This is a genomic window from Sediminibacter sp. Hel_I_10, from assembly GCF_000688335.1.
Classification (GTDB): domain Bacteria; phylum Bacteroidota; class Bacteroidia; order Flavobacteriales; family Flavobacteriaceae; genus Psychroserpens.
In genome coordinates this window covers 3,926,783-3,943,337 of record NZ_JHZX01000001.1, presented here as the reverse complement: position 1 = coordinate 3,943,337, position 16,555 = coordinate 3,926,783, and the positions used below count along the sequence as shown (strand labels likewise).

General features: G+C 35.4%; 18 protein-coding genes. 7 read left to right on the top strand and 11 right to left on the bottom strand.

Annotation, left to right across the window (positions count from 1 at the left end; genetic code table 11):
- Position 1 precedes the first annotated feature (1 nt).
- On the bottom strand, positions 2-1,156 hold the full coding sequence (locus P176_RS0117745) for a PLP-dependent aspartate aminotransferase family protein (RefSeq protein WP_026755962.1): 1,155 nt from the start codon (positions 1,154-1,156) through the stop codon (positions 2-4).
- Between the two features lie 64 nt (positions 1,157-1,220).
- Positions 1,221-1,658: a hypothetical protein gene (locus tag P176_RS0117740; RefSeq protein WP_026755961.1), complete on the bottom strand. Its 438-nt coding sequence runs from the start codon at positions 1,656-1,658 to the stop codon at positions 1,221-1,223.
- Between the two features lie 364 nt (positions 1,659-2,022).
- Here P176_RS0117740 and P176_RS0117735 point away from each other — a divergent pair, with 364 nt between their 5' ends.
- The 3 genes from P176_RS0117735 (at position 2,023) to P176_RS0117720 (ending at position 3,963) form a co-directional block, all read left to right on the top strand.
- Positions 2,023-2,700, top strand: a complete 678-nt coding sequence (locus tag P176_RS0117735; protein WP_026755960.1) for an HAD family phosphatase — start codon at positions 2,023-2,025, stop codon at positions 2,698-2,700.
- A gap of 428 nt (positions 2,701-3,128) precedes the next feature.
- Positions 3,129-3,560: a DUF2452 domain-containing protein gene (locus tag P176_RS0117725; RefSeq protein WP_026755958.1), complete on the top strand. Its 432-nt coding sequence runs from the start codon at positions 3,129-3,131 to the stop codon at positions 3,558-3,560.
- The gene (locus tag P176_RS0117720) at positions 3,553-3,963 is read left to right on the top strand and encodes a hypothetical protein (protein ID WP_026755957.1); all 411 of its coding nucleotides are present in this window, start codon (positions 3,553-3,555) and stop codon (positions 3,961-3,963) included. Before P176_RS0117725 ends, P176_RS0117720 begins: the two co-directional genes overlap by 8 nt.
- An 8-nt stretch (positions 3,964-3,971) precedes the next feature.
- On the opposite strand, the gene mscL is transcribed toward P176_RS0117720, so the two are convergent.
- Positions 3,972-4,427: a large conductance mechanosensitive channel protein MscL gene (gene mscL / locus P176_RS0117715; protein WP_026755956.1), complete on the bottom strand. Its 456-nt coding sequence runs from the start codon at positions 4,425-4,427 to the stop codon at positions 3,972-3,974.
- Between the two features lie 332 nt (positions 4,428-4,759).
- Between mscL and P176_RS0117710 the strand changes: the two genes are divergently transcribed.
- Both P176_RS0117710 and P176_RS0117705 read left to right on the top strand, forming a co-directional pair.
- Positions 4,760-5,362, top strand: a complete 603-nt coding sequence (locus tag P176_RS0117710) for a SatD family protein (RefSeq protein WP_026755955.1) — start codon at positions 4,760-4,762, stop codon at positions 5,360-5,362.
- Entirely contained in the window at positions 5,359-6,078 is a 720-nt protein-coding gene (locus tag P176_RS0117705) for a DUF3307 domain-containing protein (RefSeq protein ID WP_026755954.1), read from the top strand. The genes P176_RS0117710 and P176_RS0117705 overlap by 4 nt, the downstream gene beginning before the upstream one ends.
- A 69-nt stretch (positions 6,079-6,147) precedes the next feature.
- Here the strand turns inward: P176_RS0117705 and ccsA are convergent, their stop codons facing one another.
- The 7 genes from ccsA to P176_RS0117670 form a co-directional block, all read right to left on the bottom strand.
- A complete protein-coding gene (gene ccsA, locus P176_RS0117700; protein WP_026755953.1) occupies positions 6,148-9,411 on the bottom strand; it encodes a cytochrome c biogenesis protein CcsA in 3,264 nt (1,087 codons plus the stop codon).
- A 127-nt stretch (positions 9,412-9,538) separates the two neighbouring features.
- Positions 9,539-9,721 carry a CAL67264 family membrane protein gene (locus P176_RS19780; RefSeq protein WP_037349039.1) on the bottom strand — a complete coding sequence of 61 codons (183 nt, stop codon included), beginning with the start codon at positions 9,719-9,721 and terminating at the stop codon, positions 9,539-9,541.
- 93 nt (positions 9,722-9,814) lie between these two features.
- On the bottom strand, positions 9,815-10,534 hold the full coding sequence (locus tag P176_RS0117690; RefSeq protein ID WP_026755952.1) for a pirin family protein: 720 nt from the start codon (positions 10,532-10,534) through the stop codon (positions 9,815-9,817).
- A 68-nt stretch (positions 10,535-10,602) separates the two neighbouring features.
- The gene (locus tag P176_RS0117685) at positions 10,603-11,475 is read right to left on the bottom strand and encodes a pirin family protein (protein WP_026755951.1); all 873 of its coding nucleotides are present in this window, start codon (positions 11,473-11,475) and stop codon (positions 10,603-10,605) included.
- Positions 11,476-11,513: 38 nt separating this feature from the next.
- Entirely contained in the window at positions 11,514-11,951 is a 438-nt protein-coding gene (locus tag P176_RS0117680; protein ID WP_026755950.1) for a MarR family winged helix-turn-helix transcriptional regulator, read from the bottom strand.
- Between the two features lie 51 nt (positions 11,952-12,002).
- Entirely contained in the window at positions 12,003-12,284 is a 282-nt protein-coding gene (locus tag P176_RS0117675) for a GNAT family N-acetyltransferase (RefSeq protein WP_026755949.1), read from the bottom strand.
- 2 nt (positions 12,285-12,286) lie between these two features.
- Positions 12,287-12,817, bottom strand: a complete 531-nt coding sequence (locus tag P176_RS0117670) for an NADPH-dependent FMN reductase (protein ID WP_026755948.1) — start codon at positions 12,815-12,817, stop codon at positions 12,287-12,289.
- Positions 12,818-12,957: 140 nt separating this feature from the next.
- Here P176_RS0117670 and P176_RS0117665 point away from each other — a divergent pair, with 140 nt between their 5' ends.
- A complete protein-coding gene (locus tag P176_RS0117665) occupies positions 12,958-14,586 on the top strand; it encodes an acyl-CoA carboxylase subunit beta (protein WP_026755947.1) in 1,629 nt (542 codons plus the stop codon).
- 38 nt (positions 14,587-14,624) lie between these two features.
- Positions 14,625-15,893: a nitrate/nitrite transporter gene (locus tag P176_RS0117660; RefSeq protein WP_026755946.1), complete on the top strand. Its 1,269-nt coding sequence runs from the start codon at positions 14,625-14,627 to the stop codon at positions 15,891-15,893.
- Here the strand turns inward: P176_RS0117660 and P176_RS0117655 are convergent.
- Positions 15,883-16,503, bottom strand: a complete 621-nt coding sequence (locus P176_RS0117655) for a hypothetical protein (protein WP_026755945.1) — start codon at positions 16,501-16,503, stop codon at positions 15,883-15,885. The two genes, P176_RS0117660 and P176_RS0117655, sit on opposite strands and share 11 nt — an antisense overlap.
- Positions 16,504-16,555 lie beyond the last annotated feature (52 nt).

Below are 16,555 nucleotides of genomic sequence, written 5' to 3'. Positions count from 1 at the left end.
ATTATGATTTTGTTGTTTTTATGGCTTGTTTGATATCTGCTTTTAAATCTTTAAAAGTCTCAATACCTACTGAAAATCTGATAAGACGATCACTAATTCCTATTTGGTCTCTTTCATTTTGAGATAGCAATGCGTGAGATGTTCGTGAAGGCAAGAGCATGGTGCTTTCCACACCAGCCAAGCTCATTGACGATTTGATAAGTTTTAAGTGTTTTTGAAATGTCATGGCATCGATGCCATCATTTAATTCAAAGGAAAGCATACCTCCAAAACCTCGCATTTGTGTTTTGGCTAGTTCATGCTCTGGATGACTTTTAAGACCAGGGTAGAATACATTAGCAACATCGCTGTGTTTATCTAAAAACTCAGCAAGTTTTTGGGCGTTTTTATTTTGTGCTTTAACTCTTAGCGCTAATGTTTTCATACTACGCTCCAACATCCAGACGGTCATGTCGCTTAAACTTCCACCAAGGTTTTTGGCTACATTCCAAATCCGCTCCATGTGTATATGAGAACCGGCAACTGCACCAGCAAGAATATCACTGTGCCCGCCTAGGTATTTTGTAGCAGAATGTATAATAAGGTCAATCCCGAAATCGGCGGGGTTTTGATTTATAGGGCTTGCAAAGGTATTGTCAATCATTGAGACTAGACCTTTAGATTTAGTCAAGTCTGCAATGTTTTTAATATTGGTGATGGTCAATAAAGGATTTGAAGGCGTTTCAATATAAATGACCTTGGTATTTGATTGTATTGCATCTTCAAAATGGGCAACTTCATAGCCATTAGTAAAAGTGAATTCTATACCATATTTTGGAAATTCTTCTCGAATAAAATTACTGGTACCACCGTATAGCGTGTTTTGAACTACAATATGGTCTCCCTGTTTTAAAAATGCGAGAAGCATTGTACTGATAGCGGCCATGCCACTTGCGAAAATCATGGCCGTTTCAGTATGTTCTAAAGCTGCTATTTTCTTAGATAAGTGGGTTTGGTTAGGCGTATTAAAATATCTAGGGTAACGCTTAACGTCAACATTATCAAATTCATAAGAGGTTGACAAATAGATCGGCGACACAGCTCCCTTAAACTGTTCGTCTTTTATTTCCCCAACATGTGTACAAATGGTATTTACTCCAAATTTTTCTTTTGACATCAAAATTCTTTTGAAATCAAAAGTAAGTAAAAACTCAGTAAGTACTTGTTTAGATTATAAAAGCTTAGGCTGAAATATAAATCTTCTTAGAGATGGTTTTATCGTGGATCACTATCAAAATAATATAGTAACCTGATTTAAATTCATATGATGTCAGGTCCAATTTTTGATCGCTATCAAATTCATTAGCCTCAAAACTGCCATAATGGTTACCTCTGGAATCAAAAATGGCCAATTTGCTTATTTTTTCAACATTGATATTCTTGATCATTAAAGATCTGGAATTATGTAAATAGTAAACGCCTATGTTGTCACCTAACTCTGTTGAGGAGTCTAAAGTATCAAAAGTTAAAGCCGTAAAATTAGAGAATGTTTTCGTAGTTTTAATTTCATAAGATGGATTTGGGGATGCATGAAAATCTTTCTTGTTCGCATTTTGGGCAAAGCCATTCACTGTAGAAAGCACGATACTTCCAATTAATAATAAGTTTAATTTTTTCATAATAAGTAGGTTTTAAGGTTCAGCCAATTTAAAGTATACTCAGCAATAAAACCGATATTTAACTAAATTATTCGATATAATATATAAAAAAGTAAGATTTTAATTACAATTATAGCAATATTGATCTATGAATAATCTCTCAATTGATATTGATCATAAATTATATAGAGTAAAAATCTTAAAAAATGGTGACCTATCTCTTAGGTAACTAAGACATTAAAACCAAAATACACTAATGATTATGTCTTAAACTGTTATGAATTTAGGTTGTCGGATATTTGTTTCTTTTAAACAAATTTCTGCCTGAGTATTGATTTTAAGAGGCTAATTTTTTATATTCGTGAGCCTAATTAATTGCCTTGCTATGTTTAAAGCCGTATTATTTGATATGGACGGAGTCATTGTTGACACTGAGCCACTTCATCGAAATGCTTATTACCAAATGTTTAACGCTGTGAATATTGAAGTATCAGAAGATTTGTACGCTTCTTATACTGGTCAATCTACGCAAAATATTTGCGAACAGCTTATCGAACATTTTAATCTGCCACTTGTGGCGGATACTTTAATGAATTTGAAACGAGATTATTTTAAAAAGCTTTTTGAGTCTGATGAGTCTTTGCAACTTTTAGATGGTGTCTTAGACCTTATAAAAGATTATCATGCTAGTGATATGTCTTTGGTATTAGCGTCTTCTGCTTCAATGGATAATATCAATAGAATATTTGACAGATTTGATCTCAATCCTTATTTTAAAGCTAAAATAAGCGGTGCAGATCTTAAAGAATCTAAACCACATCCAGAGATTTTTGAAAAAGCAGCTGAACTATCTGGTCATCACCCAAAACATTGTTTTGTAATCGAAGATTCAACTAATGGCATTGAAGCTGCTAAATCTGCTAATATATTTTGTGTAGGATACAATAGCTTGCATTCAAAAGATCAAGATTATAGTAAAGCTGATCTCGTGATTTCACATTTTAACGAAATATCCTATAAAGCATTAAAACATCACGCTACAGAAAAGAAAAGCTTTGCTTGATAAATTTTGAATCACGTTGTTTTTTTACTGAACTTACTTTTTTTGCTACTTGTTGCGATCAATCCTATTATAAGTTCTTATAATTAGGACAGCCCAAATAACAACGCAGAAGGCCACTATACCAGAAAACCAAAATACAATCTCGTTAGCGTCCATTGTTAATTTGTTTAATAAAAATTACTATTCCTAATAATGTAGGTGCCCAAAGTCCTATAAAAATAGCGTGTAACTGGTCACCTTTTAAAAATAAATATTCTGCAACCAAAATTATAGCTGCGCAGAGAAATAAAATAAATAGGTTTGCAAACCCTATTTTTTTATAGAAATCCATAATTACATAATTATCAGGCAAAGTTAACATAACTTTAAGAAATATTGAGCCATATCCATAAAATTGGGTGCTTTATCTTTGTAAAAACGATAGGAGAATGAGTAAGACAAAAAAACCAGATCAAGTGGTGTTTGATGAGGAAGAGCAAAAGTATACAGCTTCCCTCTTGCCGTATGCTACTAATGTAGGAGCACCTGCCATTATAACTCAAGATACGAATGCCTGGAAAAGTAGAAATGTTAATAAAGCAAATACACAAATTAAGGCCAAATACCTTGAGTTAAAAGCCGAGTATGACAAAGTCATGCAGTCATTAGAGTACAATAATTTGGTTTATAACGCTAAATTTAATTTTGAACCTATTATTGGCGAGACGTATTACTTATATAAAAATAAAAACGATGAGCCATTTTTATCCATAATTGCGCCCAATGATTGTAATTTCGATTATGTAGGAAGTTTTTATTTAAATTCAGAACAACTTTGGATAAAAATCGAGGATCGCAAAGGAGACGAGAGCGATGATTGAAGTTTGGCGTGTTCTGATTGACTTTGGACTTGTTGTTCTGATTTGGATAGTTCAATTAATCATTTATCCCAGCTTTAAATTTTATGAAACCCAGGATCTCATAAAATGGCACAAGATCTACACGAGACGTTTAGGTATGGTTGTGATGCCTTTAATGATCGCTCAATTAGCAATTTACGGTTATTTGATTTTTCAAGTTCAAACTTGGTTTAACCTGTTTGGAAGTGTCACCGTGCTCCTACTTTGGCTGTCAACCTTTTTTCAATTTGTACCGCTTCATAACAAAATATCAGATCATAATTACTCTAAAGAAACACTGAACGCTTTGGTAAAATTAAATTGGATTAGAACAGGTCTATGGACCCTCATATTCGTCGCAAGTTTCTATCAATATATTAATTAGTCTCTCACTTAAAGTGCTGATTTATTGTTGGTTTTAAGCAAAGCATTTTGCTCTTCCATTAAATCATTTAATTTAGAAAGCAGTTCTATATCTTTTGGGGTTTTTACAACTGGGTTTTTAGGGTCTTGAGCTTTTTCTTTTAATTGGTTCATGGCTTTAACCACAACAAACACTGTAATTCCTACAATAAAAAAATCTAAAGTGGTTTCAAATAAAGTGCCATATTCTATAGCCACTTCTTGACTTGTAATTGTGCCAGTAGCATCGGTAATTGCTTCCCTGAGGATGTATTTTTTATCTTGAAAGTTGAGTCCGTCTGTCATTAATGAGAGCGGTGGCATAAAAATCTTCTTTACTAATACGTCTATAACTTGATTAAATGCAGCACCAATAATGATTCCGATGGCCATATCCATCATATTGCCCTTTACAGCGAACTCTTTAAACTCTTTAAAAAATGTCATGTTTCAATATTTTAGCCTGCAAATTTAGATGTTTTAAGTGATTTTTTAATTTAAAAAGATGACTTGAAACCTAATTTTTTCTCAGTTAACGAAGATTAACCAAGGCCATTTATTATCGAGAGCAACTATTCTCTTTTACGTTATTATAATTTAGGAGAAAGCTGTCTTTATAAATATTGACTTGAAATTATAATTATAATCTAATTCAATTATAACTTAAATTATAATCTAAATCAATTATATTTGATATTATAATCTAAATCAATTATATTTAGCATAAATCATGGTGCTTATTTACTTATAAAAATTTAAATTGAACGTATTTTAATCTTATGAAGACGGCAATACTTACAGGGGATATGGTAAATTCCCAGAATTCTGATCCCGACAAATGGGTGGACGTATTAAAAACAGTACTCAATGTTTTTGGAAACGCTCCCACAGATTGGGAACTCTACCGAGGTGATAGCTTTCAGTTAGAAACGCAACCTGAAAAAGCATTATATGCCGCACTTATGATTAAGGCGCATTTAAAATTTCAATCAGATCTTGATGTCAGGATTGCTATTGGTATTGGAGAGAAAACTTATAATGCTGAAAAAATAACAGCATCTAACGGCACCGCATTTATTAATTCTGGGCATAGCTTTGAACAACTCAAAAAAAATAATCTAGCTATAAAAACAGAAGATAGTGATTTAGATAATACGCTAAATCTTATGTTTCAGCTCGCTTCCGTTACTATTGATAATTGGACGTCTACCGTTGCAGAACTTATAGAATTAGCGCTGACCTACCCAGATTATAACCAACAACAAATTGCTAAGAGACTACAAACCACTCAAAGTAATGTAAGTCAAGGTCTCAAACGTGGCGGATTTGATGAATTGTCAAAACTTCTGGCCTATTATAAATCTCAAATAAGCACATTATGATTCTTTTATTCATCAAACTCATCTTAGCACACCTTATAGGGGACTTTGTGCTACAACCTCAAAAATGGGTTAAAGATAAAAACAAGAATAAGCATCTGTCAAAATACTTGTATTGGCATTTGGCAGTACATGCGCTTTTATTATTGATCGTGCTGTCATTTAAATTTGACTATTGGCTCGCTTTCTTGATCATCATTCCCAGTCATTTTCTTATCGATTTAGCCAAGTTACATCTTCAGAATAAAAAGAATAAACGTTGGCTGTTTTTGCTAGATCAATTGGCGCATCTCATTGTTATTGCGGGAGTGGTAGAAATTTACGAGCCCTATCTATCACATTATCATAAACTTGATGCAACTATGAGCTTACTTTTTTTAGCGTGTGTGATTGCAGTCACAAGTATGTCTTCAATTGTAATGAAAACTATTATTTCTAGGTGGAATATAGAAAATTACAAAAACGATGAAGATTCTTTAGAAAATGCTGGTACCATCATAGGGGTTCTAGAAAGACTGTTTGTTTTTCTATTTGTAATTATGAACTTTTGGGAAGGTATCGGGTTTCTACTAGCCGCAAAATCTATTTTTAGGTTCGGAGATCTCTCTAGAGCCAAAGACCGAAAACTTACCGAATATGTTCTCATAGGGACGCTTATAAGCTTTGGACTCGCCATATTAATAGGCCTCCTATACAACTACATGCTCGGCATTATTTAAAAATAAAAATTGAATTATAAATTTCGAGCTCACAAAAGAGCTGGTATTTATAAACAATGCAAGTGACGTTTATTTCTTGTAATATTTTACATATTTACGATACGCTAATGCGCCCAAAACGGTAACAGCACCTAGCGTGATTAAAATGATTTGAACACTTGCAATTTGTTGTCCTGATTGATAAGAGTGCAATCCCGATAGGTAAAAATTAACACCAAAGTAAGTGAAGATGATACTTGCAATAGCAATAATCGACGCTAAATTAAAGCCATAACGACCACGTAGTCCTGGAATTAACCTCATGTGTATTACAAATGCATAAACCATGATACTAATCAGTGCCCAAGTTTCTTTAGGATCCCAACCCCAATAACGTCCCCAGCTTTCATTGGCCCACATGCCGCCTAGAAAATTTCCAATAGTCAACATGACCAAACCTACCGTTAAGGCCATTTCATTAATAATAGTGAGCTCTTTGATATTGAGCAGCATTTTTTCCTTATTGTCTTTGGTAGTAAATATCATTAATAAGAGCACAGTAACCCCTAAAATCATTCCTAAGGTAAAAGGACCATAACTTGCTACTATTACTGCAACGTGAATCATTAACCAATAACTGTCTAGTACAGGTTGAAGTGTAGAAATGGCAGGATCCATCCAGTTCCAATGTGCAATCATTAAGAGCATCGAAGTTACAAAAGCGGTTGACGCTAATGTTAACATGCTTTTTCGACCAAAAGCAAGCCCGAAAAACATGGTTGCCCAAGCCACATAAATCATAGATTCGTAAGCGTTACTCCACGGTGCGTGACCAGAAATATACCAACGTGCAATTAAGCCAGCCGTATGAACCATAAACAGTAAAAGGATGACAATACCCAATCCGTTAACGGTATAATTGAGAATCTTACTTTTATATTTGAATATTTGAACAATCAATAATATAAACAAAATCCCACCTACAATCATGTAATACGCAAAGAGCTTCTTAAAGATATCATATTTGTTGTAGAGAATTTCGGTCTCAATTTTATCGTCGGAAAGCATGACCTCACTGCCCATTTTGGCTTGACTTCGTTTAAAACCTTCTAACAACTTGTTGGGGGTTTCAAAATCACCCGTCTGCTTAGCGTTGTAAAGTTCTTGGAGATAAAAACTGAAACTATTTTCTATAAATTTTCCGTAGAGTGTATCTTGTATTTTAGATGCATATTCCTCTTTATATTCCAACGGCGAAATCCAAGTGTTGTTTTCATCATTAGGAACTGGAAATATTTTCATAAACCGACCATCAACCGTGCTAAATAATAGACTGACGCGTTGGTCGGCCTCTTTAAATTCTTTTTGATATCCATTAGGTACTGCTGCTTTATAAGCTTCCTCTAAGTACGGCGCTAATTTGTAAGATCCATCTGGTCTTAAGAAGTCGGTAAGTGCAACATATTCTTGATCTTTATCAACCCCAATAATGTGTCTAATGGTATCTGCCTTACGCCTTGTGAGATAAATAAGAGGTACATTATACCAAAACAAAGGGCTTTCTTGCATAGACAGCATTACCTGATTGGCATCAAACTCTTCGTAATGGTCTATTTTACTAAGCTTACGTAAAACTTCAGAAGCATAGGTATCCATGGGCATCATTCGCCCACTAAAATCCTGTATTACCAATCTTCCAAATTTATCTGCATGTTCTTTAGGAGTGATATTTGCTCTTATTACAGAATCTATTTCGGTTTTGGTCGGTTTTATGACCTCTACTTTGGCGCCATGGTCGTGACCATCTTCTTCAAAGTGTTGTGTTTGTTGAATGCTATCGCTGGTATGATTATGGGCATCATTTTCAGAATGCTCTTGAGCAAATCCAGTTAAACTAAAACAAAGCAATGCTACAGTAATCACCTTTGATTTTTTAGTCTTCACCTTTTCTAGCATTCGCTTTAAATCTGCGAACCTCGTTTTTTTATCAAATAGAATCGCCATTAAGCCGAAGTATAAAAGCATGTATCCAAAATAAGTGACCCAAGTGCCCCATTGGTCATGATTGACTGAAAGACGAGTCCCTTTCTCATCAGGATCAAAGCTGGATTGAAAAAAGCGATAGCCGTCTTGGTCTAAGACGTGGTTCATAAAAATTTTATAATCGTAATCACCTTGTTCTGTATTTAATACCGTGACCTCGCTAGAGAACGCTGAGAAACTATCTTCTGTACCAGGAAAGCGCTCCGCCTCAAAATCATTAAGTTTAATGCTAAATGGCAACTCTTTTACAATAGACCCGTATTTTACGGCAACCTCCAAACCGCCAACTTTGGTTTGTTCAAATTTTCCGTCTTGATACTGCGCGCCTAAAATATTAAGCTGTTTCGTTTCACCATTTGCGGTAACATTAACAACGAGACCATCTTCATCGCTTCTTAATAACTTAGATTTTTTTACAATACCGAATTCCCCTTGAACCACTGGTTTTGGGAATACCAAAGCAATATTGCCAATTTGATATCGAGATCGCAATTGTAAAGGCTGAAGAGAATCCTTAACCAAAGTACCGGTTGCCCGAGTCGCCATGGTCATGTAATCGCCTTCAAAAGGAGAGTCTATAAATATTGCATCATTTGCATCTGTTGTTAAATTTACCGCTCCAGGTTTCGGGTTATTGAGCGTAAAGGCCATGTTATGAATAAGTTCTTGATCTCCATCTTGAATAAAATGGCTGTGTGATGCGCCTTCACCGGCCTCAACTAATTTTAAATAACGATTACCTGTATCTGCAGGAATAATATCAAGCTCGGCATCTTCTACAAATTGTTCAACCGCTATAGTTACAGGCGTTCCATCATATTGCGTGTTGATTTCAAGATCATTATCCAAACGTTCAGAAAAATCAACCTTTTCTTGTTCTACCTTACGCTGTAATTGGCCATCAATTTCTAAATCACCATCTATAAATGCGGTGATATATACCTCTCTTGTTAAAAATGTATTTTCGGTTTCTCCCTCTCTAATGGGCATCCAACCTTCAAATCCAATATAACGCGTGATTCCTGCTCCTATAAATATAAAGATGAAAGCCAAGTGCAACGTTAAGGTTGCCCATTTTTCTTTTCTTAAAAGACGATATCTAAATATATTTCCGACGAAATTGACTACAAAAAGCACCATAATCAACTCGAACCACCAAGTATTATAAATATAATGTCTTGTAAAAGGCGTTGGAGAGGTGTCTTGACCAGCGTCAAGAAATGTACCGACAATCATGGCAACTGCATAAACAATAAAAAGAAGCGCGGTAAGTCGTGTAGAAAAAAGGATATTCGCAAGTTTCTTTTGCATAACTTTTTTAAGTTTTTCCCGTGATATTTGGGATTGCAAAGATAACCAATTTTGTTCGTTTACTTAAATGTATGAACCAGCAAATATGTGTTAAAAATTAAAGTATTTTTATCTTGTAGAAAAAAGCCTAAACACGTCCTTTTAAGGCATTAAATACCCAAGCGATTGCAAAAAAACCAACACCTACAGAAGCAAATCCCCAACCAGCAACATCATCATATTTAAAGGCACCCATAGCGATGAGTCCTAAACCTACTATAATCATAATTGTAGTAGCCCAAGCTAGTACTGTATTTTTGTTCATTGACATGTTTTAGTTTTTTAGCGAACAACAAATATCGTACTTTTTTAAATAAAAAAAAGCACTCCTTACGGAATGCTTTAACTCTATCGATATAAATACTTAAATCATAGGGACTTCAATAAGTAATAATTCTGAATCTTTCGTCGCTTCTATTGAAAAACCATCTGTTCCAGAAACACCAATGGCGTCTCTTTTACCAAGTTCTTTGTTATCAACTTTAATGCCTCCTTGAATGGTCATAACATATACTCCTTGATTGGGATCTTCAATTTTATAATCAAATGATTTACCACTGCTCAAATCTAATCTGGAGATTTTGGCATTTTGGTGAATCAATAAACTACCATCCACAGGATGATCAATGGATGAAACCACAACCTGTAACTCATTGTCACGATTTTCTTTTTTAAATCTTTTTTGATCGTATCGCGGAGTAACACCGTGTTTGTTAGTAATTATCCAGATTTGAAACAAATTTAAATGATCATCATTACTCCCGTTAATTTCAGAATGTGTCACACCTGTCCCCGCAGACATAATTTGAACTTCTCCAGATTCAATAGCTTGCCATTCATCCTTCATATTGTCACGATGCTTTAAGCTTCCACTTAATGGAATGGTAATAATTTCCATATTGTCATGTGGATGTGTTCCAAAACCCATTTTGGGAGCTATAACATCATCATTCATAACTCTCAGTGCGCCAAAATTCATTTTTTCTGGATTATAATAATTTGCAAAACTAAAGGAATGATTGGCCTGCAACCATCCATGATTCGCCATTCCTCTTTCATTTGCTCTGTGAACTATTGTTTTCATAGGTATTACCCGTTTAAGGGATTTAAATTTAATATTGCATTATTTTTTTTTGAAAATCAGTGGCTTTTTTAATTTACTGGTAAAAAGCCCATTTTTCCCATTTGATAATCTCGCATGGCTTCCATTATTTCCGTTTGTGTATTCATAACATACGGCCCGTAAGTAGAGACTTTTTCATTTAACGGTTCTCCAGAGAGAAATAACAGTACGCTATCAGATGCTGCTTCAATGTGTATACCATCGCCATCTTGGTTAAAGACAATCATTTGCTTTTGATCTAATTCTAAAGTTTCCGAAGCATTAACCGTCACTTTTCCCTTTAAAAGATAGAGCATCGCACTATGAGATTTTGGGAATAAAATAGATTGCTCACCTCCTGCTTGCGCCTCAATCATAAACGCATTTACAGCAGTTTGTGTCTTTATTCTTCCACAGAGATCATTTAGTTCTCCAGCAACAATTCTTGTGTGTACTTTTTTGTCTTCGGAAATGACCACATTAAACTCCTCTCGTTTGGCATGTTGGTACGCTGCTGGCATCATTTTCTTTTCAGATGGAAGATTTAGCCATAGCTGAATGCCCTCAATAATGCCACCTTTTTTTACAAATTCTGCGGAAGGTTTTTCAGCATGTATAATACCTCTTCCTGCTGTAGTCCATTGCACATCTCCAGATTTCACTACACTTTCATGACCTAAGGAATCGCGATGCAACTGCTCACCTTGTAGTAAGAACGTAACCGGCTCAAAGCCACGATGTGGGTGCGGTCCCAAATCGAATGGATTATGTGCTTCTGATATTTCATAAGGTCCGTAATGATGTAACAATATAAAAGGATCAATCATATCGATGCTTTGGGTTGGCAACGGCTGTCTGAGTCTAATTGGTCCCATATTGACGAACTCACTCGTTCCTATTGTTTTTATGGTATTGTGTTTCATTTCTATATTATTTTCAATTGAACATTGTCATGTTGAGATTAACGCATCTTATCTAAAAGAAGACTCAATTGTTCGGCTTCAGACTCTGATAAATTCTTCAACAAATCCATATTAAAGTCTTTAGGTATATTCTCTAGCAATGTTTTTCCTTCTTGGGTAATGGCTATTTTAACAACTCTTCTGTCCTCTGCAGATGGGATGCGCTCAATGTAATTTTTAGCACATAGTTTATCCATAAGCCGCGTAGCATTTGGAGAGCGCTCTAACATTCGCTCTTTAATGGTCTGAACTTTTAAAGGCGCGTCTGCTCCATTAAGAATTCTCAAGATATTATACTGTTGGGGTGAAATCCCATAATCTTTAAAAAACTCATTCTGACAACTCGAAATCCAGTTTGAAGTATAAATAATATTCAACAATGCCTTTACCTTATAATTGTCAAACTTAGAGTTGATGTCTTTTGATAAATCTCCCATGGGTATGTGATTAGCGTTCAAATTTTAAAGCTCAAAAAGGATAAAGCGTTTTTAAAATTTAACGTCATTATATTCAGGTTTCTTTTTAAAAACGGCACTTGCAAACGTGCAAAGTGGCATAATTTTTATTTGGTGATCTCTGGCATATTCCACGGCTGCGTCTACTAATTGATAACCTATACCTTCACCTTGAAGAGAAGGATCTACTTCTGTATGATCAATAATAATTTTATCTTCTCCTGCTCGGCTATACGTCATGACCGCTTTAGTTTCTCCATCTTTTTCGTAATAAAAACGACCTTTAGATGACGCTTCATCTTGCTTAATATCCATAATTACAATGCGTTTTTAAATTGTTCAACTTGTTCCTTTAATTCTTGATCCAGCTCTGCTTTAGTGATTTTTCCATTAGAAAAATTATCATGAAAAGAGGGTAATGAAAACTCTCCTACAATATCAGCATCGTGATATGGGAAACGTTCTACAGCTATATTTAAAACCGTTTGTCCGCCGCGACCTCCTGGTGATGTTGCTAAAAGCAGCATTGGTTTTCCCAACCAATTTTTTTGCTCGGCTCTAGATAGCCAATCAAATAAGTTTTTAAATACAGTGGTATAGCTGCCGTTATGCTCTGCTAAAGATAGGATGATTCCATCCCCTGTTCTTAAGAGTTCTAAAAATCGAAGGGCCTCATCTGGAATTCCCTTTTTTGATTCTAAATCGGTACTGTATATAGGTAAATCAAAATCATTTAAATCTAAAATAGTGGCTTCGGCATTATTGGTTAAAATGGAAGCATATGTTGCCAATTGTTTATTAATTGATGTAGAACTATTACTCCCTGCAAATACAATGATACGTTTCATGTTGATTATTTTGTTTCTACAAATTTATAAAAATTTAATTTAGTTTCCAAGGAAACTATTTCCATGTATTGTATTTTAACAAAATATTCACTTCCGCAACATCAATAGGTTTTGTAAATTCGTGACAAACTTAAAGACCAATGGATTTAAACTTCAATAAAAACGAAGATCACAATAAATTACTCCTTTCAGAACTAAAGAAAAGACTGGCAAAAGTCAAATTAGGTGGAGGTGAAAAACGGATTGAAAAACATCATGAAAAAGGTAAGATGACTGCTAGGGAGCGCGTCAATTACCTATTGGATTCTAAAAAACCATCAATAGAAATCGGAGCCTTTGCCGGCGAAGATATGTATGAAGAACATGGTGGATGCCCTTCTGGAGGAGTGGTTGTGAAGATGGGTTATGTAAAAGGAAAACAGTGTCTCGTCGTGGCTAATGATGCCACCGTTAAAGCTGGGGCATGGTTTCCAATTACCGGAAAAAAGAATTTACGGGCACAAGAAATCGCTATAGAAAACAGATTACCAATTATTTATTTAGTGGATTCTGCTGGCGTATATCTCCCTATGCAAGATGAGATTTTTCCCGATAAGGAGCATTTTGGTAGAATATTTAGAAATAATGCCGTGATGAGCAGTATGGGCATTACTCAAATTGCAGCGGTAATGGGGAGTTGTGTTGCTGGAGGTGCTTATCTACCTATCATGAGTGATGAGGCCCTAATTGTTGATAAAACAGGAAGTATTTTTTTAGCAGGAAGTTATCTAGTTAAGGCTGCTATAGGCGAAACGATAGATAATGAAACCTTAGGTGGCGCTACAACACATTGTGAGATTTCTGGTGTGACCGATTATAAAGCGAAAGATGATAAGGATGCCCTTGATACCATCCAGAGACTGATGGATAAAATCGGAGATTATGATAAAGCCGGATTTAATAGATCAACGGTAAAAAAACCAAAAGAGAATCCTGAAGATATCTATGGAATTATTCCGCGCTCAAGAGCAGATCAATATGATATGAAAGAGGTGATCAAACGATTGGTAGATGACAGTGAATTTGACGAATATAAAGAAGGCTACGGACAAACCATTATCACGGCTTATGCTAGAATAGATGGTTGGGCCGTTGGTATTGTCGCAAATCAACGTAAGCTAGTTAAAACTAAGAAAGGTGAAATGCAGTTTGGCGGTGTTATTTATAATGACAGTGCAGATAAAGCCACCCGCTTTATTGCAAATTGCAACCAAAAGAAAATTCCGTTAGTGTTTTTACAGGATGTTACAGGATTTATGGTGGGTAGTAAGTCTGAACATGGCGGTATTATCAAAGATGGCGCAAAAATGGTAAATGCAGTTAGTAATTCTGTAGTACCAAAATTCACTATTATTATTGGAAACAGCTATGGTGCTGGAAATTATGCCATGTGCGGTAAGGCTTATGACCCAAGATTAATTGCTGCTTGGCCAAGTGCAGAACTCGCAGTAATGAGCGGAAACTCTGCAGCAAAAGTACTGTTACAAATTGAAACGGCTTCATTAAAGAAGAAAGGTGAGAAAATTACCGAAGAAAAAGAAAAGGAACTTTTTGATAAAATCAAGAATCGCTATGATCAACAAGTGTCTCCGTATTACGCCGCAGCGCGTATCTGGACAGATGGTGTGATCGATCCTTTAGACACTAGAACTTGGATAAGCATGGGGATTGAAGCCGCAAACCACGCTCCTATTGAGAAAAAATTTAATATGGGCGTTTTACAGGTGTGATTTTTGATGACTACTCATTCTATAATTTATAAAAACAGATGATAGCAAAACAACGGTTATCATCTGTTTTTTATTTAATCCTGCTTGTTCTAGCAGGAGAGGCTGTGTTCGTGCTTCCTTTTGTTTTACAACGTGTTTTTAGACCAACATTCTTAGAAGTTATTGATATTAACAATACTGAAATTGGAACCTGCTTTTCCATCTACGGTATCGTCGCTCTGTTTTCTTATCTCTTTGGAGGTCCGTTGGCAGATAAATTTAAACCACATCACCTAATGTCGGTTGCATTAATTTTAACTGCATGCGGAGGCTTTTATCTGGCGAGCTATCCACCGCTCTATGGATTATTCTTTTTATATGGATTTTGGGGGTTTACAACGATATTTTTATTCTGGGCAGCACTCATCAAGGCTACTCGTATATGGGGCGGTGAAAAACGGCAAGGAATGGCGTTTGGGTTTTTGGATGGTGGACGCGGACTTGTAGCAGCGCTCATCGGGACTCTCGGTGTCATTATTTTTGCCTTTTTTATGGATGATGATATCTCCAATTCGTCATTGATTGAACGAAAAACGGCTTTTCAACAGGTCATTTATTGGTCTTCGTTTTTTGTTGCATTTACTGGTGTTTTAGTGTTTTTATTCATGAAAACAAAAAACATTAAAACCGAAACGATAACTCATCAACTAAAATGGTCTGATGTGAAAGCCTTACTAAAGTTACCCTCGGTTTGGCTATTATCCATGATTATTTTATGTGCTTACGTAGGCTATAAAACAACAGACCTCTTTAGTCTTTATGCCAGTACAGCCATGAATTATGACGATATCAAAGCAGCAAAGGTTGGCGCTGGTCTCCTTTATCTTAGACCTTTAGTTGGAGTTGTTATCGGTCTATTAGCCGACCGTTCTCGAGCTTCCATTTGGCTAATTGTTGGCTTTATTTTAGCGGCTGTGTCTAGTATGATACTCGGTTTTGGAACTATTACTGGGGGGCATATTTGGTTATTTATTATTAATACCGTGATGATCGCTACAGGAGTTTATGCCTGTAGGGTACTCTATTTCGCAACTTTAGAAGAGGCCAACATTCCTCTGGCCTTAACGGGAACCACAGTAGGATTGGTCTCTGTTTTAGGATACACTCCAGAAATTTTCTCAGGCCCCATGTTTGGTGTGTTGTTAGATCAAAAAGATAAGGTTTTAGGCCTCCAGCATGCCTTTTTAGTGCTAGCTCTGTTTAGTATTATTGGCCTTCTTGCTTCCATCGTTTTTTTAATATTAAACCGTAAAACCTCTAATCCTTAATTACAGAAATAAGCTCGGGTAGTAAGGCTATAGCCGTAATTAAAACAGCGCTATTTTTTTTATTTGGTACTGCATTTGAAGCGGAGATATTGCTATTGTTCAAATCATTAGTGACTTGTTGAGATGCATTCGGGTTTCTTACCATGATGACCAAATTTTCGGCATTATCAATAAAATGGTCATTCATGTAGTCATAAGCTAAGCTAATACCATCTTTATTTGAAGACAGTTGACTCTTTTCCAAATGCTCAATAGCATATAAAATGGATTTGTTGTTTTTTGCGGAAGACTGTTCTAAAGCCAAACCACTGTAACCCGAATAGGTGACTATAGACAGAGAATCTGTAGCATTCATCCGTTTTGAAATCAATCTGAATGCTTGCTTTAAGATGACCTTATCTTCTGCTGCCATGACACCAGTAGGAGTTTCAATTAGAAAACAATATTGACGTAAAAGTTTAGTAGATGATGTATCTCTTACTTTAATTTGATCTACCGTAAAGCCTATAAGCTGATCTAGAGTTATGGATTTTGTTTCAATTGGTTTGTCTTGAGCTAAGCTTGTAAAATTTAAAAGACCGATAAAGAGGATTGTTAATGTAGTTTTCATAAGGTTTGGATTATTAGTTCATAATAAAGTTACCGTTGGTAATCTTTATAAA